The 26,346-nt window shown below is 63.1% G+C and carries 27 protein-coding genes and 1 pseudogene; 17 read left to right on the top strand and 11 right to left on the bottom strand.

Translation table 11 applies throughout. The annotated features are described in order from the left end of the window. Nucleotides 1-166 precede the first annotated feature (166 nt). The 7 genes from M1D78_RS19490 to M1D78_RS19460 all read left to right on the top strand — a co-directional run bounded on the left by M1D78_RS19490 (nucleotide 167) and on the right by M1D78_RS19460 (nucleotide 6,119). Nucleotides 167-1,717 (top strand): T6SS phospholipase effector Tle1-like catalytic domain-containing protein, encoded by a 1,551-nt coding sequence (locus tag M1D78_RS19490; RefSeq protein ID WP_437421598.1) that lies wholly within the window; start codon nucleotides 167-169, stop codon nucleotides 1,715-1,717. Then, the gene (locus M1D78_RS19485) at nucleotides 1,714-2,370 is read left to right on the top strand and encodes a DUF2931 family protein (protein WP_437421597.1); all 657 of its coding nucleotides are present in this window, start codon (nucleotides 1,714-1,716) and stop codon (nucleotides 2,368-2,370) included. Before M1D78_RS19490 ends, M1D78_RS19485 begins: the two co-directional genes overlap by 4 nt. 106 nt (nucleotides 2,371-2,476) lie before the next feature. After that, complete coding sequence (locus M1D78_RS19480) at nucleotides 2,477-3,136, top strand: DUF2931 family protein (RefSeq protein WP_437421596.1); 660 nt, start codon at nucleotides 2,477-2,479, stop codon at nucleotides 3,134-3,136. A gap of 21 nt (nucleotides 3,137-3,157) precedes the next feature. Further along, nucleotides 3,158-3,817 carry a DUF2931 family protein gene (locus tag M1D78_RS19475; RefSeq protein ID WP_437421595.1) on the top strand — a complete coding sequence of 220 codons (660 nt, stop codon included), beginning with the start codon at nucleotides 3,158-3,160 and terminating at the stop codon, nucleotides 3,815-3,817. Between the two features lie 141 nt (nucleotides 3,818-3,958). After that, nucleotides 3,959-4,579: a CDP-alcohol phosphatidyltransferase family protein gene (locus tag M1D78_RS19470; protein ID WP_437421594.1), complete on the top strand. Its 621-nt coding sequence runs from the start codon at nucleotides 3,959-3,961 to the stop codon at nucleotides 4,577-4,579. Beyond that, complete coding sequence (locus M1D78_RS19465; RefSeq protein ID WP_437421593.1) at nucleotides 4,579-5,178, top strand: lysophospholipid acyltransferase family protein; 600 nt, start codon at nucleotides 4,579-4,581, stop codon at nucleotides 5,176-5,178. Before M1D78_RS19470 ends, M1D78_RS19465 begins: the two co-directional genes overlap by 1 nt. Then, the gene (locus M1D78_RS19460) at nucleotides 5,175-6,119 is read left to right on the top strand and encodes a phosphatidate cytidylyltransferase (protein WP_437421592.1); all 945 of its coding nucleotides are present in this window, start codon (nucleotides 5,175-5,177) and stop codon (nucleotides 6,117-6,119) included. Before M1D78_RS19465 ends, M1D78_RS19460 begins: the two co-directional genes overlap by 4 nt. Before the next feature lie 56 nt (nucleotides 6,120-6,175). On the opposite strand, the gene M1D78_RS19455 is transcribed toward M1D78_RS19460, so the two are convergent. From M1D78_RS19455 to M1D78_RS19445, 3 genes are read right to left on the bottom strand one after another with little or no spacing between them, the layout of a single operon-like run. Next, a complete protein-coding gene (locus M1D78_RS19455; RefSeq protein WP_437421591.1) occupies nucleotides 6,176-7,162 on the bottom strand; it encodes an ArsA family ATPase in 987 nt (328 codons plus the stop codon). Beyond that, nucleotides 7,153-7,416 (bottom strand): cory-CC-star protein, encoded by a 264-nt coding sequence (locus M1D78_RS19450; RefSeq protein ID WP_437421590.1) that lies wholly within the window; start codon nucleotides 7,414-7,416, stop codon nucleotides 7,153-7,155. The genes M1D78_RS19455 and M1D78_RS19450 overlap by 10 nt, the downstream gene beginning before the upstream one ends. Continuing rightward, nucleotides 7,413-9,095 carry a carbon starvation CstA family protein gene (locus M1D78_RS19445; protein WP_437421589.1) on the bottom strand — a complete coding sequence of 561 codons (1,683 nt, stop codon included), beginning with the start codon at nucleotides 9,093-9,095 and terminating at the stop codon, nucleotides 7,413-7,415. Before M1D78_RS19445 ends, M1D78_RS19450 begins: the two co-directional genes overlap by 4 nt. A 418-nt stretch (nucleotides 9,096-9,513) precedes the next feature. On the opposite strand from M1D78_RS19445, the pseudogene M1D78_RS19440 reads away from it, so the two are divergent. The 10 genes and pseudogenes from M1D78_RS19440 to M1D78_RS19395 form a co-directional block, all read left to right on the top strand. After that, nucleotides 9,514-10,665 (top strand): annotated as a pseudogene (locus M1D78_RS19440) (methyl-accepting chemotaxis protein); the annotation flags it as partial. 15 nt (nucleotides 10,666-10,680) lie between these two features. After that, nucleotides 10,681-11,568, top strand: a complete 888-nt coding sequence (locus M1D78_RS19435; RefSeq protein WP_457933602.1) for a methyl-accepting chemotaxis protein — start codon at nucleotides 10,681-10,683, stop codon at nucleotides 11,566-11,568. Between the two features lie 110 nt (nucleotides 11,569-11,678). Continuing rightward, a complete protein-coding gene (locus tag M1D78_RS19430) occupies nucleotides 11,679-12,167 on the top strand; it encodes a Na+/H+ antiporter subunit E (RefSeq protein ID WP_437421587.1) in 489 nt (162 codons plus the stop codon). Then, nucleotides 12,167-12,418: a monovalent cation/H+ antiporter complex subunit F gene (locus M1D78_RS19425; RefSeq protein WP_437421586.1), complete on the top strand. Its 252-nt coding sequence runs from the start codon at nucleotides 12,167-12,169 to the stop codon at nucleotides 12,416-12,418. The genes M1D78_RS19430 and M1D78_RS19425 overlap by 1 nt, the downstream gene beginning before the upstream one ends. Then, nucleotides 12,411-12,707 (top strand): cation:proton antiporter, encoded by a 297-nt coding sequence (locus M1D78_RS19420; protein WP_437421585.1) that lies wholly within the window; start codon nucleotides 12,411-12,413, stop codon nucleotides 12,705-12,707. Before M1D78_RS19425 ends, M1D78_RS19420 begins: the two co-directional genes overlap by 8 nt. Then, nucleotides 12,700-13,602 carry a Na(+)/H(+) antiporter subunit B gene (locus M1D78_RS19415; protein ID WP_437421584.1) on the top strand — a complete coding sequence of 301 codons (903 nt, stop codon included), beginning with the start codon at nucleotides 12,700-12,702 and terminating at the stop codon, nucleotides 13,600-13,602. Before M1D78_RS19420 ends, M1D78_RS19415 begins: the two co-directional genes overlap by 8 nt. After that, nucleotides 13,599-13,880, top strand: a complete 282-nt coding sequence (locus tag M1D78_RS19410; protein ID WP_437421583.1) for an NADH-quinone oxidoreductase subunit K — start codon at nucleotides 13,599-13,601, stop codon at nucleotides 13,878-13,880. Before M1D78_RS19415 ends, M1D78_RS19410 begins: the two co-directional genes overlap by 4 nt. Beyond that, nucleotides 13,877-15,301, top strand: a complete 1,425-nt coding sequence (locus M1D78_RS19405; RefSeq protein ID WP_437421582.1) for a complex I subunit 5 family protein — start codon at nucleotides 13,877-13,879, stop codon at nucleotides 15,299-15,301. The genes M1D78_RS19410 and M1D78_RS19405 overlap by 4 nt, the downstream gene beginning before the upstream one ends. Beyond that, nucleotides 15,298-16,794: a complex I subunit 5 family protein gene (locus M1D78_RS19400; RefSeq protein ID WP_437421581.1), complete on the top strand. Its 1,497-nt coding sequence runs from the start codon at nucleotides 15,298-15,300 to the stop codon at nucleotides 16,792-16,794. The genes M1D78_RS19405 and M1D78_RS19400 overlap by 4 nt, the downstream gene beginning before the upstream one ends. Next, the gene (locus tag M1D78_RS19395) at nucleotides 16,791-18,446 is read left to right on the top strand and encodes a proton-conducting transporter transmembrane domain-containing protein (RefSeq protein WP_437421580.1); all 1,656 of its coding nucleotides are present in this window, start codon (nucleotides 16,791-16,793) and stop codon (nucleotides 18,444-18,446) included. The genes M1D78_RS19400 and M1D78_RS19395 overlap by 4 nt, the downstream gene beginning before the upstream one ends. 186 nt (nucleotides 18,447-18,632) lie before the next feature. Here the strand turns inward: M1D78_RS19395 and M1D78_RS19390 are convergent, their stop codons facing one another. From M1D78_RS19390 to M1D78_RS19355, 8 genes are all read right to left on the bottom strand, one after another. Further along, nucleotides 18,633-18,944: a hypothetical protein gene (locus tag M1D78_RS19390; protein WP_437421579.1), complete on the bottom strand. Its 312-nt coding sequence runs from the start codon at nucleotides 18,942-18,944 to the stop codon at nucleotides 18,633-18,635. Between the two features lie 132 nt (nucleotides 18,945-19,076). Beyond that, nucleotides 19,077-19,733: a DUF2238 domain-containing protein gene (locus tag M1D78_RS19385; protein ID WP_437421578.1), complete on the bottom strand. Its 657-nt coding sequence runs from the start codon at nucleotides 19,731-19,733 to the stop codon at nucleotides 19,077-19,079. A gap of 90 nt (nucleotides 19,734-19,823) precedes the next feature. Further along, nucleotides 19,824-20,267 carry a ketosteroid isomerase-related protein gene (locus tag M1D78_RS19380; RefSeq protein WP_437421577.1) on the bottom strand — a complete coding sequence of 148 codons (444 nt, stop codon included), beginning with the start codon at nucleotides 20,265-20,267 and terminating at the stop codon, nucleotides 19,824-19,826. Nucleotides 20,268-20,352: 85 nt separating this feature from the next. Then, nucleotides 20,353-21,750 carry an ATP-binding protein gene (locus M1D78_RS19375; protein WP_437421576.1) on the bottom strand — a complete coding sequence of 466 codons (1,398 nt, stop codon included), beginning with the start codon at nucleotides 21,748-21,750 and terminating at the stop codon, nucleotides 20,353-20,355. Next, the gene (locus M1D78_RS19370) at nucleotides 21,747-22,424 is read right to left on the bottom strand and encodes a response regulator (RefSeq protein ID WP_437421575.1); all 678 of its coding nucleotides are present in this window, start codon (nucleotides 22,422-22,424) and stop codon (nucleotides 21,747-21,749) included. Before M1D78_RS19370 ends, M1D78_RS19375 begins: the two co-directional genes overlap by 4 nt. Nucleotides 22,425-22,515: 91 nt before the next feature. Continuing rightward, nucleotides 22,516-23,121 carry an outer membrane protein gene (locus M1D78_RS19365; protein ID WP_437421574.1) on the bottom strand — a complete coding sequence of 202 codons (606 nt, stop codon included), beginning with the start codon at nucleotides 23,119-23,121 and terminating at the stop codon, nucleotides 22,516-22,518. Between the two features lie 104 nt (nucleotides 23,122-23,225). After that, the gene (locus tag M1D78_RS19360) at nucleotides 23,226-24,236 is read right to left on the bottom strand and encodes an SDR family oxidoreductase (protein ID WP_437421573.1); all 1,011 of its coding nucleotides are present in this window, start codon (nucleotides 24,234-24,236) and stop codon (nucleotides 23,226-23,228) included. An 87-nt stretch (nucleotides 24,237-24,323) separates the two neighbouring features. Next, on the bottom strand, nucleotides 24,324-26,201 hold the full coding sequence (locus M1D78_RS19355) for a polysaccharide deacetylase family protein (RefSeq protein WP_437421572.1): 1,878 nt from the start codon (nucleotides 26,199-26,201) through the stop codon (nucleotides 24,324-24,326). Between the last annotated feature and the right edge of the window lie 145 nt (nucleotides 26,202-26,346).

Below are 26,346 nucleotides of genomic sequence, written 5' to 3'. Positions count from 1 at the left end.
TGCGGTTGATAACGCAGAACCGCAACGCCAGATCCGCACTCTGTGAACGACGCGCTTGAAACAACCCCGGCGGTCGGCCCTACTAGCGCCCCATGGCGGAGCACCTGTGGAGCACCGGTGCCCACGTTTATGCAGCTACACATTTCCAACCAAGGATGGTGGAACGATGAGCGGTTACGTACCCAATATTCCCAGAGCCAGGCGCGACGCCGAGCTGAAGAACACCGAGCCGGTGGAGGTCCATGCCGAGCGCTGGGCCGAATATGAGCGCCACAGCAGTGAGCCGGCAAAAGCACCTGAGAAGATCAAGCTGGCCTTGCGTATTGGCGTGTTTTTCGATGGCACCCTTAATAACTCCACTAATGCCGCACTAGGCTTGGCATGCGGCGCGCATCATCCAATAGCGGTCGAGGATCTTGATTCCAACTGCAAGCCCTATATGGCCGAGCCGGATAGCAGTTATGGGAATGATCTGACCAATGTGCGGAAGCTGATGGACTTATATTGGGTACCCGCCACGCTCGAAGGAAAAGGTTCAAACAAGCTGGGGTATCGCAAACTATATGTAGATGGAGCGGGCACCCGGGCCGGCATAAAGGACAGCATTTTGGGCGCTGCGGCGGGCCGCGGCGATACAGGCGTCGCGGAACAGGTCCAGGACGCGTTTGACCGGATCAGCGAACTCATCCAAACCACACATCAGGACTATCCGGACCTCGAGATCAGCTCGTTGACCTTCGATACCTTTGGCTTCAGCCGCGGTGCTGCAGCGGCTAGGCACTTCGCCAATGAAGTCGTCAAAGGCAGGCAAGGCCGTCTTGGTGCGTCATTGCAGAGCAACGCGCGCGTCCTCAGCAAACATTTCATCGACCGCTATGGGCGAGATATCAACGTTGGCTTTATCGGTCTGTTCGATACCGTCGCCTCTGTTGGTGGTTTGAAGAACCAAGGCAATATCCGAAGCTCTATCACGCCTTGGCTGAATCTCCATCTACCGCGTAAATACTTCACAAATGTGGTTCAGTTGGTTGCGCGCGATGAAATACGCGCCAACTTTCCACTGAGCGAAGTCCGTCCGGAGCATCCTGAGGTTGTCCTGCCGGGCGTGCATTCGGACATCGGCGGAGGCTATCTGGATGAGGCGGAAGAGCGTGTGTTGGTCAGTCCGATGCAGGCGCTAGTAGTTGGTCAGCGCGTCGATGTCACGACGACGTCTATTTTTAAGGACGCAGCGAAGACCAGGCAAAAGATGATCGCAGAGGGTTGGCCGGCAGACATGCTTGAGCTCGTTACCCCAGCGGCACAGCTGCTGCCCGCCGACCCGCAGGATCGCTTGGCACCGCGGCAAAAACGTGTATATGCCGGCCTACAACTTAAGCGCCGCGTCAACAACGGGCTATCGATTGTGTGCTTTCGTGTTATGTACGAACTAGCAAGAAAGAATGGCGTAAGGTTTGAAGATATACCTGACGTGTCAGGCTATGCAGTCCCGGATGAACTCACCGATTTGTGTGAGCGATTTATTCAGGGTGACTACAGCTTGAGCGATGATGAAGAAGCTCTGTTGAAAAAGCGCTACATACATGCTTCTGCACACTGGAATAATCCGCAGGGAAAAAGGACTACGAGCGGCCTGAAGATATTGTATGTCAATGCCCCAGATGCTGCGGGCGTTCGCAATCGACATCCGCATGCTCCTAACTGGACTCTATTTTGAAAAATCTGATTTTTATAATTATTACCGCGCTGTTGCTGACTGGTTGTAAGGCGGGGGTTCCAGTAAACGAATCGAACGGTTCGAAGTCTTCATGGTGGAGCTTGGAGTTTGTCGCTCCCGCTTACATGGTAGGTTTGATTGAAACAAGCATCATAGAGGATGTCGAGGGCAGGCTTTTTGATCATGGTGGAGGCGGTGTTGTTGGGAGCGCTGATTCTGGATACGAAACCGACGTAGCCCGCGGGTGGCCCCAAGGGCTGGCGGGCGGTCAGCGAGCAGTGGTGGGCGCTCGCTTGCCCAAACGAATCTTTGTCCGCTGGCAATCGGTGGTTGAGCCGCAGACGTACCGAGGGTGGATTGATATCCCTGACGATGCTCGGCAAATCATGTATGACTCGACACATCTTCGGTGTTCCGCCGAACGCCCCGGGCGCTATATGGCTTCGCTTTATATAGGGCTTGCGCCAGGAGGAATAATGCAGGCATGGATCCGGGACCAATGTCACAACGCCGTCAAAGTAGCCCGCGCGCAAGCTGAAATCGAGCCACTCGGCCCTTCACAAGGAAAAACTGACGGGCGCTATGCTTACAAAATCAATGAGGACACCAAGCGTTATATAGACAAGTACGGAATCCCTTACGAGAGTTGGTAGTAACATCAGATTGATGAAGTCTTTGCGGGTGCTCAAGGCTGATCTTCACCTGCCGATATCGTTCTTCTCTAGTGCTCCGCCCGTGCTTAGCTGAATGGATTCGCAGATGAAAATTATGTTTGTTCTGATCGGGCTCTTCTTTTTATCAGGCTGTCGGTCAGTAGATCCGCTATCAGGTGAACACGATCCAAAGGATCCGTGGTGGAGTTTGGAGTTCTTTGCTCCGCTTTATATGACGGGTTGGGTTGAGGCGAGCTGGGTTGAAGATATCCACGGCAACCTCTTCAATCATGGTATGGGCGGGATTATCGGTACTGGCAATTACGGATACGAGACTGAGCTGGCCAGAGGGTGGCCTAGGGGCAAGTCAGGTGGCATCCATGGAGTTGTGGGTGCAGATCTGCCCAAGCGGGTCTATGTCCGTTGGCAGTCCATAGTGGAGCCGCAGACCTATCGGATATGGATCGATATCCCTGTGCAGGCTCGGCAACTCATGCACAGGTCCACTCATCGGCGCTGCCCGGAAACGCCCGATCAGCCCGCCCTTTATATCGCAGCTCTTCATTTGGGGTTGGCTCCGGGCGGTGTTGTACGGATATGGACGAGGAATGAGTGCAACAGGCCGATCGAAGTAGCCCGCGGGCAAGCTGAAATTGAGCCACTCGGCCCTTCGCAAGGAAAAACTAGCGGGCGCTATGCTTACAAAGTTAATGAGAACACCAAACGTTATATAAAAATATACGGCATCCCTTACGGAAGTTGGTGAGAAAGAGTAGGGGCGCCTATTTTGCTAAAGCATGTCATCACGCTGCTGGGTATATTTATTTTGGGTGGCTGCCAGACCGCTGACCCCCTATCCGGTGAAAAGGACCCGAAGGATAAATGGTGGAGTTTGGAGTTCTTTTCACCGCTCTACATGGTGGGGTGGGTCGAGGCGAGTGTGGTCGAAGATATCCAGGGTAAAGTGTTTAATCACGGCGCTAGCGGAATCGTCGGGACTGGCATCGACAATTTGGAAACTGACTTCGCGAGAGGTTGGCCACGTGGAAAATCGGGTGGAATCGATACTGTAGTGGGTGCGGACCTGCCGAGGCGCGTCTATGTGCGGTGGCAGTCGGTAGTAGAGCCGCAGACCTATCGGGCATGGATAGATATCCCTGAAGAAGCTCGGCAGCTCATGCATATATCCACCCATCGACGCTGTCCGGAAACGCCGGACGTACCGGCTCTATATCTAGCGGCATTGCATGTAGGACTGGCGCCGGGTGGCGTCGTCCAAGTCTGGACTCGTAATGAATGCAACAAGCCAGTTGCAGTCGCCCGGGCTCAGGCGGAGGTAGAACCGCTTGGCCCACATCTTGGAAAGTCAGGTGGCAACTATTATCCGTTGCCCATTGAGTCGAAACGCTATATCGAAAAATACGGCATTCCCTACGGAAGTTGGTGATGTCTCAGGTGTACGTTAAAAATACGCGCCAAGCTACTTGAAATAACGAGCTGGAGTGAGCGTAAGCTGCCGTTCAAGAGAAACAGGGGACACCCCCTGGTGCTAATTTGAAAAATGGTAACAAACAGGTGAGGGAACGCCATGCAAGACAACCGAAGACCCATTGCATCTCGATCTAAACGCTGGGCAATGGAGCTAACCACGTTTTTAATTAACCGTAATATCTCGCCTAATCAGATTTCAGTAGCCAGTATCGGGTTTGCAGCCATGGCGGCGACAAGTATGGCAGCGTCCACTGGCGCACTTGCCTCTCTTTCGGCAATTGCATTCATCCAGCTCAGGTTGATATGCAACCTGCTTGACGGGATGGTGGCTATCGAGGGCGGGAAGCAATCGGCATTGGGTAGCCTGTATAACGAATTTCCCGATCGCATCGCAGACAGCTTGTTGATCGTGGCGCTTGGTTATACGGCAGGTGATGCATCCCTGGGTTGGTTCGCAGCACTCGCCGCGGCGTTGACCGCCTATGTTCGAGTCTTCGGCGGATCGCTAGGGCTCCAGCAAACCTTCGTCGGGCCCATGGCCAAGCAGCACCGGATGGCCGTAATGACGGCCGGCCTGGCGCTGAACATTCCCGAGTCTCTGCTCTTCGCGACGCACCATACCTTGTACTTCGCGCTGGTCGTTATCGCGGCTGGGTCCGTTGTGACCTGCATTACCCGCACCCGAATGATTGCGCGCCAATTGAAGGAGGCCGTGTGATGTGGCTTTCCACCCTATTGATATCTGTTTTGCGGCTATTGCTGGGCGCCAGCGCTCGTTTTGAAAGCACGCCTGATCTGTCCGGTCAGCGCATCTATTTCGCTAATCACACGAGCCACATCGACACGCTCGCGATCATGGCGGCCCTGCCCCGGGAGGCCAGGCTCAACACCAAACCCCTTGCTGCAGCTGATTACTGGGGCAAGAACCGGTTTCTGAGATACATCGCAACGCGTGGGCTCAACTCGGTGCTGATCGAGCGTAAACCCAAGGAAGGCGAGGACGCTCTGGCGCCCGTGCATCAGGTAATGGCCCAGGGGGCTTCGGTCATCATTTTTCCAGAAGGGACGCGTAAGTTTCAGGCGCTTCCTGGCGAATTCAAATCCGGGCTTTACCGGCTGCATAAGGCGTTCCCACAGGCGCGACTGGTGCCAATCTATCTGGATAACCTGTATCGCTCGATGCCGAAAGGGAAGCATGTACCGCTGCCGATTATCTGCACCATTCGGATCGGCGATCCGCTTGAAGTTATCGACAACGAAGAGATTGGCCCTTTTCTGAGCCGGGCCCGCGACGCTGTAGTGAGGCTCGCCGAATGATGATCGAGAACAAGTTCTATCTGTTGATGGCCGGGGTCATCGCATTGCTCGCGGTCGCCAGCGTCACAGGGCTTCTTTTGAAGCGCTTCGTCAAAACGGAAGGCGCGATCGCGACAGTCGACAACCTGATTCTCCGGGTGAATGCCTGGTGGTCGATGATTGCAATATTCGTCGCGTCGTACCTGTTGGGTAGCACGGCGACGGTGGTGTTGTTCGCCTTCGTTTCGCTATTTGCGCTGCGGGAGTTCATCACCCTGACCCCGACCCGGTTAGGTGACCACAACGCGCTGTTCGCCGCCTTCTTTATCCTCATACCGCTGCAATACCTGTTCATCGGCATTCACTGGTATTCGATGGTCACGCTGCTGATCCCGGTTTATGCGTTTCTGTTCCTGCCGTCGATTGCCGTGCTGTCACAGGAGACCGAAGGGTTTCTAGAACGCGCCGCGAAGATTCAATGGGGCGTCATGATTACGGTGTACTGCATCAGCCACGCACCGGCACTGCTCATCCTCGATTTGAAAGGCTTCGAAGGGCAGAACGCCTTGTTGCTGTTCTACCTGATGTTCGTCGTTCAAATCAGCGATGTTTTGCAGTACGTATTCGGCAAGCTGTTCGGCAAGACTAAAGTTGCGCCTATCGTCAGCCCTTCGAAAACAGTCGAAGGGTTGGTAGGTGGCGGCCTGGCGGCGGTGCTGGCCGGTGGCTGCATGTACTGGCTGACGCCGTTCAGTTTCTATCAGTCTCTGGCGATGTCCTTCGTGATCGTGGTGATGGGGTTTCTCGGTGGGCTGACGCTCTCGGCGATCAAGCGCAGCCTGCAGGCGAAGGACTGGGGCACCATGATCAAAGGCCATGGCGGCATGCTGGATCGGATGGACTCGGTGTGCTTTGCCGCGCCGGTGTTCTTTCATCTCACCCGTTATTTCTTTTCGGCGTAGCGGTCGACCAACCGTCGAATGGGCGCTGCCGGCAGCTGGGGCGCGGGAGCTTTGCGCTATCCCAACCGCTCCCCGAACGCCGCCAGCGCCGCTTCACCAACGACGTCTTCGGCCAGTAGCGGCAGCTGTTGAATTGGCAGCTCAGCGAGCGCTTGCTGCAGCGTTTCCAGATGCCGCTGTTCCTGGGCATGGCGTTCGGCAAGGAAGGCGCCGGCGTCGGCGGGAGAACGTTTGTTCACGATCAGCCCGGCCACATCGATGCCGCTGCGTTTCAGCTGTGCGTGAAGCTCGATGGTTTCCAGCACCGGTAGGCGCTCGGCGGCGAGCACGATGACAAACGCACAGCGTTGGCGATCCTGGATCAGGTCGCGCAACTGGGCGAAGCGCTCGCGGCGGCGGTAGAGCAACTGACGTACACGCTGTTGACGATCTTCGCCGTCGCCGTTTTCGCGGCCGAGGATGCTTTCGCCCAGCCCGCTATCGTCCTTGCCGAAGTTGCGCAGTACGTCGCCGAAGCGCTTGCTGCGTTCCTGGCGCTGCAGCAAGCCTTCGGTCCAGGCGGTCATCATTTCCGGCAGCGCCATCAGGCGTGAGGTGTGGCCGGACGGCGCCGTGTCGAAGACCAGCAGGTCGTAGCGGTCCAGGCCTTCTATGACGGTGTCGGCAATGCGCTCCAGCAGCGCGGCTTCGTGCATCCCGGGTGCGTCGCGAGAGAGCGACATATGTTTGTCGACCTCACCGGCCAGATGTGGCGGCATCAGGCGGCGCAGGGCGCTGCCGACTTCGTTGAGGTGCTGACGTACCGTTTCGTCGGGGTCGAGCTCCAGTCCGTCCAGGCCAGCGGCCAGGCGCACGGTGTTCGATCCGATCGCGCGATTCCAGAGATGCCCGAGGTTGTGCGCCGGGTCGGTGGAGACCAGTAGCACGCGCCGTCCGGCCCGCGCCTGCTGCAGCGCAGTCGCGGCGGCAACCGTGGTCTTGCCTACACCGCCTTTGCCGCCGATGAACAAGACGCGGCGTTCAGCCGCCAGTGCTAGCAACATCCGATGTGATCCAGTGGCGAGTGCTCCATGCCCATGCGCAGGTGCCAGTCGTGGAAGCGTTCGTAGAGTTCCGGCATCAATTCAAGGGTGTACCAGGCGGCTGGGTTCGGCACGCCCAGCGCTTCGGAAAAGACCAACAGCATGAACAGGTCGTCCTCGTCGCGCCGGGCTCGGGCGAAGGTACGTCGGTAGGGCGCGACGTAGAATTCCTTCAGCCCGTCCGAGAGGCGTTCGAAGAACGGCCGTTGAGTCACGGCAGCGGCTCGTCGGTGGTCATGTCGGCCGCCGGGTCGCGGCCCTTACGCATGGCAATCACCGCTTCCAGCGTAACCCACAGCGCGGCGATCAGAATCACCACGTCCATGCCCAGCAGCAACCAGTTCTCTGCACGGTAGAACTGACCCATTTGCACCAGCAGCGCATAGATCGACATCGCCAGCAGGAATACCAGCGGCACCAGGGTGTACATCGCCGGGCGGCCCTGCTTGATCAGCAACACGGTGATGATCGACAGGGTCAGCCCCGCCAGCAGCTGGTTAGTGGTGCCGAACAGTGGCCAGATCGCCATACCGCCGCTGCCCTCGGAACCCGCGCCAAAGGCCAGCGCCATGCACACACCAACGGCTATGAAGGTGCCGACCAGGGTGTTCACCTTGAGTCCGGCCAGCTCACCGGCTTCCTGAATGACGAAACGCTGCAAACGCAAGCCGGTGTCCATGGTGGTGCCGGCAAAGAGGATCGCCATCACCGCAAGAATGGTGGAGCCGAGTTCCGCCGGCAGGCCAAGGCCGTTGGCGAGCAGGGTGCCGCCGCCTTGAACGAACGCATTCACGCCGCCCTGACCGAACGCGGTATAGACCTGTTGCCAGTCGAGCAGGGTGGCGAAACCGGCGGTGCAGCAGATGATCGCGGCCAGCGACAACATGCCTTCGCCCACTGCGCCGAAGTAGCCGACGAAGCGGGCATCGGTCTCCTTGTCCAGCTGCTTGGAGGTCGTGCCCGAGGCGACCAGCCCGTGGAAGCCGGATATGGCACCGCACGCGATGGTGACGAACAGGAGCGGAACAATGCTCGGGCTGTCGGCGGGCAGCTCGGCGTTGTACGCCGGCGCGACCAGCTCCGGCGCCCCGAACAGCACGGCCAGGTAGAGCAGGCCAAGGCCGACGAACAGCTGCAGCCCGTTGATGTAGTCACGCGGTTGCAGCAGCACCCACACCGGCAGCAGCGAGGCGATAGCGGCGTAGGCGAACAGCAGCAGGATCCAAAATGACTTCGCACTCAGCCCCAGCACCGTCTCCGGCAGGGTAATGGGGTAAGCGCTGCCCAACAGGATCAGCAGATAAAGCACGATTACGCCGCCCAGCGAAGGCCAGAGCAGCTTGACGTTGTAGCGGTAGATCAATTGACCGATCACCAGCGCCACGACAATCGCACCCCATACCGGAATCACCGATGTCGGCGTCGAGGCCAGCAGGTTGGAAATCACCGCAGCGAAGGCACCGTTGACCATCAGCAGCACGAGGAAGATCACGACCAGGAACAGGCTGCGCCCGCGCGAACCGATCAGCCGGCCGCTGAGCATGCCCACTGACTGGCCCCTGTTGCGCGCGCTGGCCCACAGGGCGCCGAAGTCATGAATACCGGCGAAGAAGATCGTACCCAGCACCACCCACATGAACGCCGGCACCCAGCCCCAGATCACCGCAATCGCCGGGCCGACGATGGGCGCGGCGCCCGCGACCGAGGTGAAGTGGTGGCCCCAAAGAACAAACTTGTTAGTGGGCACGTAATCGACGCCGTCGCGCATGGTATGGGCGGGGGTCTGGTAGTTCGGGTCGAGGCGGTAGATCTTCTCGGCGATGAACTTCGAATAGAACACATAGCCCAGCGACATCGCCGCCAGGCCCACAATCATCAACGCAATCGCACTCATCTAAGGCTCCTCGCACGCGTGCCCGGTACAGGCATCACGCAGGCTTGGGCGGCTGCCCACTTATCGTTCGGCTACCTCCGGGGCGCCATGCTGCTTGCCAGGTGTGTTTGGAGCGCGCATCAGCCCGCTTCGCCCGGTCTGGCATCGGAGTTTCGAGCGGTGTAGGTGCGAAAGGTTTCCCGCTATTCGCTCATCGCAGGCGTTGCTGCGCGCTTTTGGTGCGTGCGCCTGAGCGGGTTAGGGCAGATCCAGCGCGCAACTTTCGGAGCAGCATCTAAGCTTGCTTGATTCGCGTAATGGCGTAGTGCCTCTATTGGGCTGTTGATGTCATTGGCGGGAGGCATGGCGCGCGTATTGCTTAGCCTCCTTCTCGGCACGCGGGTCGTGGCCGCTATCGTAATGGATCAAGGAGAAGGCGATGAACGCCCTGTTGCTACCCGGCGTAAGGACACTCGAACGGTTCAGTTTCGCTCGCAAATTCCAGTTGCTGGCGCTGATGTTCATCCTGCCGCTGGGCTATGCGGTCTGGGCAATCGGCGAGGGTTACCTGGACAAGCTTCAGCTGGTCGCGAACGAGCGTGCCGGCGTGCGCCAGTTGGACGCCCTGGACGGGGTCGAGCTGCAGCTGATCGCACAGCGCAATCTCACTGCGCGCTGGAAGGCCAGTGAGAAAGGCCGTGAAGTGACGGACGAGACCCGCGCGCTCATGGCCGCAGTGCGGGCGAGTGAGGCTGGGCTGGATGCGAGCCTGGCTGCACTTGCAAGCCGACTCGCTGAGGAGGAGGTGAGCGAGGAGGTGCGGGCCGGGTTGGCGCGTCTGCAGGCCCAGCGCGAAGGCCTGCGTACCGCGGCGCTAGCTGAAACCGCCTGGTGGCCTGATGCCTATGACCGTTTCACTCAGGCGCTACAGGACGTGGTTTCGGTACGGGAGCAAATTGCCACCGAGAGCGGGCTGATTCTCGACCCCTGGCTGGAGACCTATCTGATGATGCAGCTGACCACGCAGGCTGCGCCGAGTATGGCGCAGCAGCTCGGCGTGCTCGCCAGCGTCGGGCAGGGAGTCGTCGCGTCCGGGCAATTCAGCATGCAGAGCCGTTTACAGCTGCGCGAGATCCGCACCGCCAGCGGCGCGCAGCGCGCGCAATTGGGCAAGTTCGCCGATCACCTGCAAGGCAAGCTGCCCGCCTCGCTGGGCAACTGGGAGCAGGGGTACCGGACCCGTCTCAAGGCATTGGATGGATGGCTCGAGCGGCTCGACCGCGACCTGTTCGCCGGCACTGTGCAACTGGACCGCACGACATTCGAGCAAGGCATGGACGCGGCGCTCGGCGAGGTCAGCCAATTGCAAACCGCTACGCTCGCTGGGCTCGATCAGCGCCTGGGCGAGTATCGGCAGCAGGCGCTGCGTGCGTTGACGATCACTGCGACGGCGTTCGGACTGCTGGTGCTGCTGGCGCTGTATACGCTGGTCTGCCTGCAGGCATCGATCCGCGCGAGTACCGCGCGGATCACCACGATGGCGCAGGCCCTGCGTGACGGTGATTTGCGCTGCCGGACCCAGACACACGGCCGAGACGAGCTCGCGATGATCGGCACGGCCCTCAATGAGGCGGTAGGGCAGCTGCGCGACTCCCTGGAGGGGGTCAATCAACAGAGCGCAAGCCTGGGTGGCACGGTGCAGCATCTGTCCGAGCGCGCTCAGCAGTCGCTGCGTTCAGTGGAGGATCAGCAGGTCCAGGTCAGCCAGATCGCCACCGCGGCCACCGAGATGGCGGCGACTGCCCAGGCCGTTGCCGAAAGCTGCGAGCAGGCCTCACAAGATGCGGCGCAGACGCGCCGTATCGCCGAGCAGAGCAACGCGCAAAGCGTGCAGACAACCGCCAGCATGCGGGAATTGACTGGGCGTATGGGTGAGGCGGCCGCCGTGCTTGGGCACTTGCGGGAGCAGGCGCAGCAGATCGATCGCGTCATCGAAGTGATCAAGGGCATCGCCGAGCAAACCAATCTGCTGGCGCTCAATGCGGCCATCGAAGCGGCGCGTGCCGGCGAACAAGGGCGCGGTTTCGCGGTGGTGGCCGATGAGGTTCGCAGTCTTTCACAACGCACGCAGGCGTCCACCCGCGAGATCGCAGACACGGTTGAGGCACTGCAGCAGGTGGTGCAGCAATCGGTCGACCTGATGGAGGCCGCTTGTGGCCAGGCCACGCGAGACGCCGGCGCGGTGACGGCGCTGGGTGACAACCTGGGCGAGATTGCCGGCGCGGTACAGCGCGTCAGCGACATGATTGTGCAGATCGCCACAGCCGTGGAGCAGCAGGCCGCTACCGCCGAAGATGTCAGCGGCAACATCCAGCGCGTCGATCAGGCTGCCCTAAGCCTGCTGGAAGGCGCTCAGGCGGTTCATGGGGTAGCCGATCGGCTGGGCGACGGCACGCGCAAGCTGGCGCAGAACACGGCCCGCTTCAGCCTTTGATCGTCAGCCGCCCGCAACGGCTGGAAACACCCTGCGGCGCCATTACACGGAACGCCTGAGCGCGCCTCACTTCCAATCATGAGATGAGGTGGACGACGAAGGGAGCCGACATGGAGCGGACAGAATCGCGACGGCGTTGGCGCGATGGGCCGGGCTGGGCGCTGATCTATGCCGCGCTCTGGCTGTCGTTCAGCGGCGGCGAGGGCTGGTCGCTGGGCATCCCGAGCGTCCTGCTGGCTACCCTGGTGTCGCTCTGGCTAGGGCGGCGGCCGTGGCATCCGGCGCTCCCGGCGTTGCCGGGTTTCATTCTCTTCTTTCTGATGCGCATGCTTGCCGGCGGCTGGGACGTGGCCGTTCGCGCTCTGCATCCGCGCCGCCCGTTGCAGCCGGCCTGGCTCGACTACCCGCTGCAATGCTCGTCACCGCAGGTCCGCCTGTTGTTGTCGGCGCTGGTCGGGCTGCTGCCCGGCACCCTCTCTTCGCGCGTCGACGGTGATTGCATGCGCGTCCATGTGCTCGACGAGCGCCAGGCGTGGCAGCCGACCGTGGCGGAACTGGAACGGCGGCTGCAGCGCCTGCTGGCTAGAGGAGCGCACTGATGGGCCTGTATCTGGCGCTGCTGTTGCTGACGGTCGTCGTCGGCCTGGGCCGCGTACTACTCGGGCCCGGGCGAGTGGATCGCCTGCTGGCCGTGCAGTTGTTTGGCACCTCGGGCACGGCGCTGTTGCTGGTCATGGCGCAATGGCAGGCGCAGCCGGCGCTGCGCGACGTGGCGCTGGTGCTGGGCCTGCTTGCCGCCGTGGCCAGTGCCGCGCTGGTACAGGTGTTGCGGCGGGGGCGCCATGATTGATCTGGTGCGTGACGGATCGAGCTGGATCCTGTTGATCGGCGGGCTGATGTTCTTCGCTGCGGGGAGCGTCGGTCTGCTGCGCTTTCCCGATGCTGTCAGCCGTCTGCATGCACTGACCAAGGCCGACACGCTGGGTCTTGGGCTGGTGGTGCTGGGATTGTCGCTGCGGGCCGATAGCGCCTGGGCAGTTATCCAGATGGTGTTGATCTGGCTGTTGCTGCTGGCGTCCAGCGCGACCGCTTGCCAGTTGCTCGGTCGCCAGGCCGAGGAGGAGGTGGGCGATGACTGAATGGCTGCTCGACGGCGTGCTCGGCCTGTTGGTCTTGCTGCTGGCCTTCGGCGCGCTGCATGGTCGCGACCTCTACGTCAGCGTACTGCTGTTCATCGCTTTCGGCCTGGCCTTGGCACTCGTCTGGGCGCGGCTGGGTGCGGCGGACCTGGCGCTGGCTGAGGCGGCCATCGGTGCGGGATTGACTGGCGTGTTGCTGTTCGCGGCGCTGGCGAACCAGCCTGCCGAGGCGCCGCGCCAGCGTCGCGGCCGATTTCTGGCCTCCGCAGCAGTGGTGTTGCCGCTGCTCATGCTGCTTGTGCAAGGCCTGATGCCGCTCGCCGAGCAGCGCTCCAACATGCCGGCGATGATCGATGCGGCATTGCCGCACAGTGGCGTCAGCCATCCCGTGACGGCCGTACTGCTCAATTTCCGAGCCTGGGACACCCTGCTCGAGCTGGCTGTACTGCTCCTGGCTTTGCTGGGTGCGCGCCAGCTCGGGCCACGGCGGTTGGAGCTGGCCGAGCCCTGGCCTTTGCTGCGCAGTTGGGCGCGGGTGCTGGCGCCACTGCTGGTACTGGCGGGCGGCTATGTGCTGTGGCGCGGTGCGAGCGCGCCAGGCGGCGCATTCCAGGCCGGCTCGCTGCTGGCCGCTGGGGTCGTGCTGCTGCGGCTCGCCGGGCTGTTACCGATGCTGCGCTGGTCATCTGCGCCGCTGCGGCTGGTTGTGCTGGGCGGATTGCTGGTCTTTATCGGAGTCGCCCTGGTGACCGCCTGGCTGGGTGGGGGCTGGCTGTATTACCCCGATGGCGCGGCCAAAGGCGTGATCCTGATGATCGAAGCCGTGGCCACGCTGTCGATTGCCGCCAGCCTGAGCCTATTGGTGGTCGGCGAGCGCGAGGAACCAGCGGCATGAGCGCGACGGTATTCTGGTCGGCCATCGGCGCCGGGCTCTGGCTGCTCGGCTTGCACGGGCTGCTGAGCGTGCGCCACGCGCTGCGACGGATCATTGCCTTCAACCTGATGGGCAGCGGTGTATTCCTAGTCATGGTGGCGCTGGCATCACGAAGCCAGCCGACCGACCCGCTGCTGGTCGCACTGGTGGTCACCGGGCTGGTGGTGGCGGTGAGCGCAACGGCGCTGGCACTGCGGCTGGCGAGCGCAGCCGAGGGGCGCGGGGCGTCTCGCCGATGAATGCCGCGCTGTGGAGCCTGGCGCTGCCGCTGGTTGCGGGCCTGTTGCTGGTGTTGGTGCAACCGCGGCGTGCCGGCGTCTGGACGATCACGGCGACGCTGGGCAGCTTGGTCGCCGCCGCGCTGGCCTTGCGGTACGCGATAGAGACGGGGCCGACGCTGCTGCATATCGGTGGCTGGGATACGCCGCTGGCGATCCGCTTTCAGCTGACACCACTCACTGCACTGTTGCTGGTGTTTACGGCTGGCTTGCATCTGCTGGTCGCGCTCTACGCCGCGCGCAGCCCGCACGCCGGTGGCAGCGAGGATTACTGGCCGCTGTCCTGCCTGCTGCACGCGGCACTGGCCGCACTGTGGCTGTCGGCCGACTTGTTCAACCTGTATGTGACGCTCGAGCTGCTCAGCCTGGCTGCCGTGGCGCTGGTAGCCCTCGCGGGGCGGAAGGCCTACCGGCCGGCATTCAACTACCTGATGCTGTCGCTGGCCGGTTCACTGGCGTATCTGTTCGGCGTCGCGCTGCTATATGGCCGCTACGGTGTGCTGGACGTGCCGGCGCTGGCTTCGCTGGCTGAAGCCGACGCCAGCACTCGGCTTGCTCTGCTGTTGATGAGCCTCGGTTTGATGCTTAAGGCGGCGCTCTGGCCGCTGCACCTGTGGTTGCCGCCGGCGCACTCCGGCGCGCCGACCGCCGTAAGCGCGCTGCTTTCGGGGTTGGTGGTCAAGGGGCCGATCTACATCCTGTGGCTCGTCTGGAGCGAGATCGCACCGCCCGAACTGGGCCGCCAAGCGGGTGGGTTGTTCGCCGCAGCAGGCATCCTGGCGTTGCTTTCGGGCGGATGGTCGGCGTTGCGCGCGCCGCGGTTGAAGATGCTGGTCGCCTATTCGACGGTGGCCCAACTGGGCTATGCACTGCTTGCGTTGGGGCTGTTGCTGCGCTGGCAAGAGCCGCGAATGGAGGCGGCGTTGTGGCTGTTCATCATTGCCCATGGTTTGGCAAAAGTGTCGATGTTCCTTGCTGCGGGCGAGCTACAGCGGGTGCTGGGCACGCGACGCGTTCGCGCGCTCAAGGGCGCCAGTCAAAACATGCCGGTCGCGATGGCGACGTTCGCGGTCGCAGGCGGCAGCCTGATCGGGCTACCCCCCAGCGGCGGCTTTCTTGCCAAGTGGCTGCTCCTCGAGCCGCTATTCGCTCAGCCTGCGCACTGGCCCTGGGCCGTTGGCGTGCTGCTCGGCACTCTGATGTCTGCCGCCTATGTGTTCCGCGTCGTGGCGCTGGGTTTCGACCGTGCCCGGCCTAACCCGCCAAGCGTGGTGCCGGACCGCCTCGCGCAGTGGCTGGCGATGCTGCCGGCATTGCTGGTACTGGGTCTGGCGCTGATTAGCGAACCGCTACTGCTCTGGTTGGGAGGGGTTGCGCGATGAGCTGGACTACCTGGCTGCCCCTGGCCATTGTGCTCAGCTCGCTGCTGCCCGGCCTGCTGATCTTTACGCTGCGCGAAGACCAGCAACTCACGCGCGTGGCCCTGAATCTGTGCGGTGTGGTCGTAAAGCTGGCATTGGTCGCAGCGATGATCTGGGGCGTTAGCCGGGGTCTCGAGTTCCGCTTCAGCCTGCCGTTTCTGCCCGGTGCGCCTCTGGTGCTGCAGGGCGATGCGCTCTCGCTGTTATTTGTTGCCTTGTCCTCCGTGCTGTGGATGGCGACCACCGTCTATGCCATTGGCTACCTGGAAAAAAGCCCCCTGCGCTCGCGCTTCTTCGGCTATTTCAGCCTTTGCGTCAGCGCGACGGTAGGCCTCGCGCTGGCCGGAAACCTGGTCAGCTTCCTGCTGTTCTACGAAATGCTGACCCTGGCGACCTTTCCGCTGGTGGTACACCGCGGCACGCCGGAATCGCTGCGGGCTGGGCGCATATACCTGGCCTATACCGTGGGGGGCGGTGCGTTGGTGCTGATGGGCGTGGCGCTGCTGCACAGCCTTGCCGGCGGTCCCGACTTCCAGCCCGGCGGCTATTTGCTCGATGCCGTTGGTGAGCACGACCTGGCGCTGCGCGTAGCCTTCGTCCTGCTGGTAGCTGGGCTCGGCGTCAAGGCGGCGCTGATCCCGCTGCACGGCTGGTTGCCGCAGGCGATGGTCGCGCCAGCGCCGGTCAGTGCCCTGCTGCACGCGGTGGCAGTGGTCAAGGCCGGAGCGTTCGGCATCGTCCGGGTGGTCTATGACGTGTTCGGCGCCGAGGCCCTTGCCGAGCTGGACGTAGCCGGCCCGCTGCTTGGGCTGGCCGCGGCGACGATCCTCTATGGATCGCTACGCGCACTGCAACAACAGGAGCTGAAGAAACGCCTGGCCTATTCGACCATCAGCCAGGTGTCTTACGTCACCCTCGGGGTCGCCCTGCTCGGGCCGATTGCCGCGGTTGGTGGGCTGGTTCATCTGGTGCACCAGGGGCTGATGAAGGTGACGCTCTTCTATTGCGCGGGCAATTTCGCCGAAACGTTAGGTATCCACCGCATCCGCGAAATGGACGGCGTCGGGCGACGCATGCCGTTGACGATGACCGCGTTCAGCATCGGTGCGCTGGGAATGATCGGCATCCCGCCAATTGCCGGCTTCGTCAGCAAATGGGCGTTGGGCATGGGCGCGCTGGAAGTGGGGCAGGACTGGGTATTGCTGGTGCTGATGGGCTCGGCGCTGCTTAATGCAGCCTATTTCCTACCGCTGCTCTGGCGCGGCTGGTTCGCCGAACCGGCGCACTGGCACGAGGACAATTGGCGCGACGAGCGTTGGGAAACGCATTGGATGCTGCTGTTTCCAGCGTTGTTCACGGCGGCGCTGGCGGTGCTGGTCGGTCTGCTGGCTGGTACCGCACTGAGCCCACTTGGCTGGGCGCAACTGATCGTAGATCGGGAGTTCCGGATATGAGCGGCGCCTGGCTCTGGTTACTGGTGCCGTTGGCACCGCTGCTCATGCTCGCCTTGCTGGGCACCATGCCGCGGCGGGTGGTCAGCTGGCTCTGGCTGGGCTGCGTGCCTGCCTTGGTCGTCGCGGCATGGCCGCAGCCGCTGCTGGAAATGCCGATGCTCTGGGAAGGGGTGCGCTGGGGCGCGGCAGATGAGCTGAGTCGCGCCTGGCTTGGTTTCACCGCGCTGCTCTGGGGTTGCGCCGGGATCTATGCCAGCAGTAGCCAGCGGGACGACCCGGCGCGTCTGCGCTTCTGGACCTTCTGGCAGTTGGCTCTGGCCGGCAACCTGCTGCTGATCATCGCCACCGATGCGCTGAGTTTCTACCTCGGTTTTAGCGCCATGAGCCTGTCGGCGTATGGGCTGATCGTTCATCAGGGCGGACCGGGGCCGCGGCGTGCCGGGCGGCTCTATCTTCAGCTGGCGATAACGGGCGAAATGGCTTTGTTGGCCGGGTTGATGTTGCGCACCCATGCCGCCGCGGGGGACTTTGCGTTCGCTGCCTGGCAGCAGGTGCCAATGGATGAACTGACGCTCCTGCTCTTGCTGCTGGGCCTTGGGTTGAAAGCCGGTTTCTGGCCGCTGCACATCTGGTTGCCGCTGGCCCACCCGGCTGCACCGGCACCGGCGAGCGCCGTGCTGTCCGGTGCGATGCTCAAGGCAGGCATGCTGGGCATCTGGCGCTGCATGCCCGAAGGCGACCCGTTGCTGGCGAGCTGGGCCGAGGGGTTGCTGATCGTTGGCCTGTTCGGTGCCGTGTACCCGGCGCTCCTTGGCCTGGGCAGCAGCAAGGCCAAGGCCGCGCTGGCCTATTCCTCGGTGAGCCAGATGGGCTATCTGGTCATCCTGTTGGCATTGCTCTGGCGCCATCCAGAACAGCAGGCTGTGCTCACCGCCGTGCTCATGCTGTATGGCGTGCATCACGGGTTCGCCAAGGGGGCCTTGTTCCTGGCAGCCGGGCTGGTGCATGCGGGGCGGTTGTCGCGCTTCGGCTGGCTGTGGCTGTTGGTGCCGGCCCTGGCGCTTGCCGGCCTGCCTCTGACCAGTGGCGGGGCGGTCAAGACGGCCATGAAAGAGGTGTGGAGCGAGGGGATGTTTGCCCGCTGGCAGGTGGGCCTGACGATCGCCAGCTTCACGACCGCACTGTTGCTCCTCCGCGCGCTCTGGCTGATGCGCCGCGAAGCGCAGCACGCACCCGCCGAGTCACCGCCAACCCTGCAGCTGGGGCCGTGGGCGCTGCTTGGCGGCCTGTCGCTGCTGTTGCCCTGGGCCTGGCCGGCTATGCGTGAGCCGCTGCTGCACGGTTTCTATCCGAAAGGCATCTGGGCATCGACGTGGCCGTTGCTGCTGGCGCTCGGCATCGCCACAGCGGCGCTTCGCACTGGCCTCCGTGCTCCCGCCTGGCTGACGCGCCTACCTGAACGCGCGCTGCCGCCCTCGCTCGCGCTCAAGCGCGTATCGCAATGGCCACCCATCCCAGTGCCAAACGCAACGCCCGATAGAGGCCGCTGGCGGCACCGTGAGCGCCGCTGGAACCGCGCTTGGAATGCTCAGACGCTGGCACTCAGCGCGTGGCTACTCGCCGCGCTGTTGTGGCTGGGGTGGTTGTGGTGAGCAAGGACCACAGCCGCCCCCATGTCGTCAACGCCGGACACGGTGCGCTCGGTCAGCAGCTTCGACGCTAGCTCTCGGGCGATCATGCCGTGGCGCGACATCGGACCGCACCCGTTTCGCAGCGCTGTTAGGTCTTTTTTCCGGCAAAAAAAAGGCGCCAACGGCGCCTTGAAGGTGGAGCGGAACTTAAACAGTGCCTAGTCCGGTACGGTCGCTGCCGTCCTCGGCAATCAGCTGGCCGAGTGGGGTGCGGTCGAAACCGTCATCGGCGACGCGGTCAGCCTGTGGCGTCAGGTCAAAGCCGTCTTCGGCGAGCAGTTGGCCGAGCGGTGTGTGCTCGAAGCCGTTTTCGGCCAGCGTCGGGTCGGCAACAACGCCCTTGCGCACGGTCGCGGCGCTATGGGCTTCGCCCACTATCGGCTGCGGATGGCTCGGCGGCACGGCGAGGGCGGTCGAGGCGATGCTGGCGAGAATCAGGCTCGCGAATAGCGTTTTCATGAGAGGTCTCCTCTGTTTAGCGGGGTACGGGACCTATGCTACGAGGACGTTCCAAGGTGGCAAACGCGAGCGTGTCGATAGTGCTCATCGACCGTCTTGATACCGCTGCGGGCCGCGGCTGGCGTGGCCTAGCTAGTCCACTAGACGTTCGCCGGCTCGCTGGTTCAGCGTGTTGCAGGGGGCAGCCAGCGCGGCGAGGCTGCGGTTGTGCAGGGGCACCAGCACGGTCATGGCCGCGATAGAGCCGAGCAGGGCACAGAACATATCGGCCTGGGTATCCCACTCGTCGCCTTGCATGCCGAGAAACTCATCAGCGCCCTGACCTAGCGCGAGGGCGGCAGCCCACTCGACCAGCTCATACACGGCGCTGACCATCAGTGCCACGCATACGCAGAGGAACGGCAGCAAGTGACGGCCGTTGACGCGGTTTCCGCGTATCAGCCATTCACGTGCGAATAGCGCCGGAATGACCCCCTGCAAGACATGCCCGAGCCGGTCATAGGGATTGCGTGCCAGATCGAGCCAATCCTGCAGCCAGAACCCCAGCGGAACACGTGCAAAGCTGTAGTGGCCGCCAGCGATCAGCCCGAGCGCCATGATGCCGAGCAACAGGTACAGCAGCGAACTCAACGGAAAGCGTCGGTGGCTGTAAATCAGTAGGGGCAGCAGTACGGCTGCTGGTAGCACCTCCAGCAGCCAGGTGGTGCGGTCATGCGGGTCGACGGCCGAGAGGATCAGCGCGAAAACAATGAGAGCAACCAGCGTGGTGAGCAACAACGGCCGAAGCATTCAACCTGCCTTAGTTAACGGGGCGAATGCACGGTAGACCCTGAATCACGCCGGATGACTGCGCGCAGCGGAGCGGCACACCGCTGACGTCTAGGGCAGCGCCTTTTCGGCGTAGGTACGGGTTTGCAGGCCCAGCTGCGCGCGAAAGCTTTCCATGTCGAACATGGTGCAGATTTCGCGGATCTGCCCGCTCGGTGAAAGCAGCCAGAACGCCATCGCGGAAATGCTCAGCACCTTGTCACTCGGGGGGTAGCCGAGCGCGGGCGTCTCGATGGTGCCGATCAGGGTGCTCCAGGTCATGACCTTGTCGCCCTCCGCGACGCACTCCTCGATGACCACTTCCAGGTCAGGCATCGCCGTGCGGATCTGCCGGACCAAGGCGATGAAGGCGCTGCTGTCTAGCGCATGGCCGACGAACGAGCTCTTGTAGAGGAAATCCTTGCCATGCAGTTGTTCGGCGAGGGCCATGTGCCCGCGGTTCCAGGTGAGGTCGACGTGGTGTCGGACCAGCCGTTTTCGCTCTTCCAGTGACATACCGATGCGTCCGTTGCAGGGGAGGACTGCACTCTACCAGCGGCGCAGGAGGCGCGGACAGCAGGGCGCGCTGCCCTTCGTCGGCTCAGTCTGCCGGCAGGCGGACATGAAAGGCGGCGCCCCCAAGGCTCGAGTCATCGAGGCGTAACTCGCCGCCATAGCTATCGAGGATGTCCTTGACCACCGCCAGGCCGATCCCCTGACCCGGATGCTGGGCATCGAGGCGCTCGCCGCGGCGCAAGATGCGCGCGCGTTGGTGGGCCGGCACTCCAGGGCCGTCGTCCTCGATGCTCAGCACGCGCATGTCGCCGTCCTGGTGGAACCGGATGCGGACCCGACCCAGGCAAAGCCGGTAGGCGTTTTCCAGCAGATTGCCGAGCAGCTCCATGAGTGCGCCCTGTTCAAGTGGCAACGTGGCGCCGGGCGGCAGCTGGCTGTCGACCCGGACGCGCTTGTCCTGGTAGACCTTGTCCAGTGTCGAGCAGAGCCGTTCGAGCAGGTGGTCGAGCGCCACACGGTGCCGGACCAGGCCACTCTGGCCCAGGCTGGCGCGCTGAAGTTGGTAGCCGATCTGCTGGCTCATGCGCTCGATTTGCGCATGCATCACCTGCGCATGCTCGCGGCTGCCGGGTGCCGCACTGATCGTCTCGCCGACGCTCTGCAGCACCGCCAGTGGCGTCTTCAGACTGTGCGCGAGGTCGCCCAGTGAGTTGCGGTACCGTTCGCGCTGGCGCCGCTCGCCATCGAGCAGGCGATTGAGCGAGCGGGTCAGGCGCAGCAATTCGTGCGGGTGATGGTCGCTGAGGCGGTCCAGCCGGCCGGCTTCGACTTGGTCGAGCTCGCGGCTGAGCCGCTTCAGCGAACGGAAGCCCCAGGTCAGGCCAAGCCAGAGCAGACCCAGCAGGACCATCAGCCCACCGCCCAGCCAGCCGTACAGCTGGCGACGAAATTCATCGAACATGCTGCGGTATTCGCTGGTGGGCTGCATGGTGATGAAGCTGTAGCCTTCGTCCGAATCGCTGGGCAGGCGCAGCTCGACGTCATAGACGAAGTACTCGCGCCCGTCGCGGTCGTGCATGCGGCGAAACTCGGTGACGCCGCCGTCATAGCGCGGCTGATAGTCGATGTGCTCGTCGTCGGCCGAGCGCGACTGCCAGACCCGCGCCCCGGTGGGGTCGTGGATGAATCCGAGCAGGCCGGCGTCCGGCAGGTCGAATTCCTCGTCGGGCAGGCGTTCGGGCATGACCAGCCTGCCGCGCTCCAGCCGCGCCGCGGTGATCAGGGTATTGGCGTCGGCAGCGAGCCGCTGCGCGATGACGCGCTCGAACGCCACGCTGAACGCCGCTTGCAGCACTGGCAGCAACGCCAGCATGAAAAGCACGGCCAGGGTGGTTGCGCCCAGCATCAGCCGCAGGCGCAGCGACAGGCCGCCGTTGCGCCTGCCGCGAAGCTTCGCCAGCCCGCGCAAGCAGCGGCGCCTCACCGGCAGCGCTCGGTAAACAGGTAGCCGAGCCCGCGCACGGTGTCGATCGGCTTGAGCCCACCTTGGGCTTCGAGTTTGCGCCGCAGTCGCCCGACCAATACCTCGATGACGTTGATGTCGCGCTCGCTGTCGTCTGGGTAGAGCTGCTCCATCAGCCGCTCTTTTGCCACGACCTGCTGCTGGTGCCGCATGAGGTATTCGAGGATGCGGTATTCGAAGGCGGTCAAGGCCAATGGCTCGCCGGCCACCGTCGCCTGCTTGCGGTTGAGGTCGAGCTTTAGCGGGCCGGCCTCAATGCTGGCCTGGGTAAAGCCGGACGAGCGCCGCAGCAGTGCATTGAGGCGGGCTTCGAGCTCCTCGAACTGGAAAGGTTTGACGACATAATCGTCCGCCCCGGCAGCGAGGCCTTCGACCTTGTCCTGCCAATTGCCGCGCGCCGTGAGAATAAGGATCGGGAACACCTCGCCGTTGCTGCGCAGCTGCCGGATGAGGTCCAACCCGCTCAGGCCGGGCAACCCGAGGTCGATGATCGCTATGTCATGGTTGTACTCCCGCGTCTGATACAGCGCCTCCTCGGCATCGGCTACCGCATCGACCACATGGCCGCTCTCGCCCAGGCGGGTCTTGAGGTGGTGGCGCAGCAGCGCCTCGTCTTCCACCACCAGCACTTTCATTGACGGCTCCTGTATGCAAACGGCCGGGACCCAGGTCCCGGCCGCGTTTCCTTGTTAGCCCAAGCCGCGTGCTTCAGCACGGGAAAACGGCTCAGAAATGATAGTTCACACCGAGATAAGCCTGCCCGGTGCTGTGCAGATCGATCGAGCCGACCTTGCCGACGCCACGCTCGGCGACTTCGGTGCCAGCGTTACTGCGCAGATAGCGGTAACCGGCCTCGACCGACGCGTTTTCGTTGAGCTTTTGCAGCACGCCGGCTTGCAGGCCGACCAGATAGCCGATGTCGCTGTCACGGCGGTAGCCGCTGGATTCATTCTCCAGCTTGGTCAGGCCGGCGCTGGCACCGCCGAACAGGCGGGTGGTGTCGCCGATCGGCAGGAACAGGTCGTAGCTGCCGAAGAGGTTTTGCTGGCGCAGCTTAAGGCCGTTGCCGTAGTCATCCGAGACGTTTTCGTAGGTGGCGTAGTAACGCCCCTCGTCGGTCATCTGGCCGGCGCGAACGCCCCAGGTGCCGCTGTTCTTGATCACGTCATCGAAGCGGTTGGGGCCCGCCATGTTCTGCTTGAGCGTGCTCGACCGGTCGATGTTGGAGGTGCTTTTACCCCAGGTCAGACCGGCGAAGTTGTCGGCGGCGTGGGCGCCCAGGGTGATGAGGCTCAGGCTGGTGGCAATTGCCAGAGAGTGCAGCGTTTTCATGGTGTCGCTCCTGTGCAGCGATGGATAAGTGACGCATCCATCGTGCCTAGGGGCGCCTGAACATCGCCTGAACCCAGCCTGAACCTGGGCTGAACGAACCGGAGTCAGCGCCCGCGGCGGCCGAACAAGGCGACCAATGCTGCAGCGCCGACCGCCACGGCGGCTGTGGTCGCGACGGGGTGCTGCGTCGCTTGGGTATAGAGGCTGTGCTTCAGCACCCGGCCCGGATAGCGGCCGCTGGCCTGGCCGTCGCCGGCACGGCCGACGTCACTGGCATGCAGCGCCCCACGCGGATGGCGATCAGGCCGGCCGCTCTGGATGGCATCGTAGACGAAGGTGCGGTTGATCCAGTCGGCCAGGCGCGGCGCGTTCTGCGCCAGCTTGGAGAGCAGCTTGGCATTGCCGATGTAGACGTCGCGCTGCGGATGCTCGGCGGCGTCGAGAATGGCGTGCGCCACCACTTCCGGCGCGTAGACCGGCGGCGGGAAGACCGGCGCGCTGGACAGGTAGTTCTTGGAATGGTCCATGAACTGCGTATCGGTCGAGGATGGGCGCACCAGGGTCACGGAGACCGGTGTACCGGATTTCTGCAGCTCGACGCGCAGCACGTCGGTCATCGCCTTGATCGCGTGTTTGCTGGCGCTGTAGCTGGAATGGAAGGGCAGCGCATTGGCCGACTCGACGCTGCCGATATTGATCAGCGAACCGCCCTTGTCGCGCAGATGCTTGAGAGCAATGGCGCAGCCGTAGTGGGTGCCCCAGAAGTTGGTCTGCATGACTTGCTGATGGTCCTCATCGCTGACCTCATCGAAACGTCCCCACACCGAACTGCCGGCATTGTTGATCCAGGTGTCGAAGCCGCCAAAGTGCGCAATGGTTTCGCTGGCGACGTGCTCGAGTTGGGCGCGGTCGCCAACATCAGCCTGCACATGCAGGACGCGTTCGCCTGCGTTCAGCTGCTGCTTGATGTCCGTTAGTGCGTCTTCGTTGCGCGCCACCAGCACGACCCGCGCGCCGCGCTCGACAGCCAGGCGCGCGGTCGCCAGGCCGATGCCGCTGGACGCGCCGGTGATGACGATGACCTGTTCGTGCATGGGTTTCAGGGATATGCGCATCGAGAGCTCCTCGGTAATTGGAAAACGTAGCCGGGCTCGGTAGAAGCCCGTGCGCCGCTTGCGGTTCCGAGGAGGCGATGGGTGGTGTCAGCGCAATTCGATTCGGGTGGTGCCAGCCGGCAAGTGGCTGAGCAATAGGCGGTCGCCTTCGAGCTGTGCATCGACGCCCGCCGGCTCGGCGAGGGCCAAGCCGGCCGGCAACCGCAGGCTTAGCCCGTCGATAGAGACGGCTGTGGTGAGGTTCAGGACGGTTTTGCGTTTATCACGCGTGACATCGAGTTCGAGACCGTCGCGGGCAGCCCACCAGTCGCCCAGCTGCGCCAGCGTTCCGAACCAGGCGAACGGCTGTAGCCGGGGAATCGCCGCCTCCAGGAAGCGGTATTTGTGCTCGGCTTCGTTGGGGTGCACGAGAATGACGAAGCTGCCGCCGTACTGGGCCAGTTGCTCTGCCAGGCCAATGGCATCGTCGACACGCTGGTCCATCTGCGGTGGGATCTCGTCCTCGATGCTGATCGGAAACTCGAACACGGCCGTTTCACGCGCATAGAGCCGATCGTGGTTGGCGCGGTAGGGCAGGTGGGTGGTCAGGTTGCCGGCCGTTGCCGAGGAGCCGAAGCGGTAGCCGGCGGCCTCCATGGCCTGAGGCAGGCTCTGCGGTGTCGCCAGGTAACCTGGGCGAAATGAAACGACTTCGGCCTCGCCCGGCTGGTCGAGCAGAAATTTGCTGACGCGCAGTTCACCTAGCACGCTGGCATCGCGCGTGTCGCCCCGGGTGCGCACGCGCGGCTGGTAGTCCGGGTAGGTTTCCAGGCCGTCGCCGAGCGGTACCGTGGCGTACATGTCCGAATGGCTTACCGAGTGGCTGGCGATCTCCATACCGGATTGGCGCAGCCCGTCGATCGCCTGCAGTGTGCGGTCGTTGAAGAAGCCTTCGTCCTGGAAATCACGGTAGTACTTGGTCTGGATGAAGAAGGTTGCCGGCACGCCCAGGCGCAGGAGCAGGTCGCGATAGACCGCCAGGTGCTCCATCGACTGCACATAGTCGACGTCGAAGGTCACCACCGCGGCGAGCGATTTGCCCTGCGGGACCGTGTCCAGCGTTACGGCGAGCGGCTCACGCTGGCGATACAGCGCCTGCAGCCAGCGAAGCCAGACGTCCACGGCCGGCTCGTAGCCATTGGCATAGCTGCGATAGCCCTGGTCATTGCGGTCACCGTGAGCGCGCATGATGAAAAAGCCCAGGTCCAGGCCCACTGCATAGGTCAGGCCGCCACTGGCGTGCTGCTGGCGCGTGAGCGCCGGTGCGCCGTCCTCGAAACGAGCCAGTGCGGTTCGCGCGCCCTCGTAGGTTTGGGTGCCGATCCAGCTGTCGGGGTTGGCCGGGTTGCCGAGCAAGACCGAGCGCTCGTTGGGATGTTCGAGCCAGGCCAGCGTGGGTTCGGTCGTCGCCGCGGCCTGGTCGAAGTCGATGCGCTGGTGCCGCGATTCGCTGACCCGGTCGAAGCCGAACAGATCCTCCATGCCGCCGCCTAGCACCTGGGTGGCAACCAGCGTGCCGCCCTGTTCGGCGTGTTTGCGCAGCGCGAGCAGCGCCGGCTCGTCCAAGTGCCGCCCGGAGAGCGTCGGATACGCGAAGACCACGGTGTGCCGGGTCGCTTCGGCGGCGTCACGAGTGATGGTGAAAGGCACGCCGATACTCTTCAGCCCGTGCGCCAGCCCCAACCACGCCGAATTCTCGTCGGTCAGCAGGATCGCCAGCCGCGAGGTCTCGCCGCCTGCATAGCGGCGCCAGTCGGTGCGCGTGTCAGGCGCGACCTGGCTGGGCTTGGCAGGACCGTGAAGCGCGTCGAACCGGACAAAGGTATTGCGTGCAAGGAAGGCGCTGACGGCCCACGCCAGCAGCCCGGCGACAGCCAGCAATACGACGATGCGAAGCAGGTTGGAGGGATGTAGCCAGCGCGGCACTAAGCACCTCGGTTGGCGCGGGGCGTATCGGTTGTTCGCACCCTAAAGGCCCAGGCGAGGCACGTCCAGCCTGGTGCGTACACCGTGATCGACGAGACGGAACTTGTTTGATGGCCACTTGCTCTCATTTGAGTCAGTAATGCCC

This window comes from Pseudomonas sp. SA195, from assembly GCF_054131565.1.
This window is presented reverse-complemented; position numbering and strand designations above follow the sequence as displayed.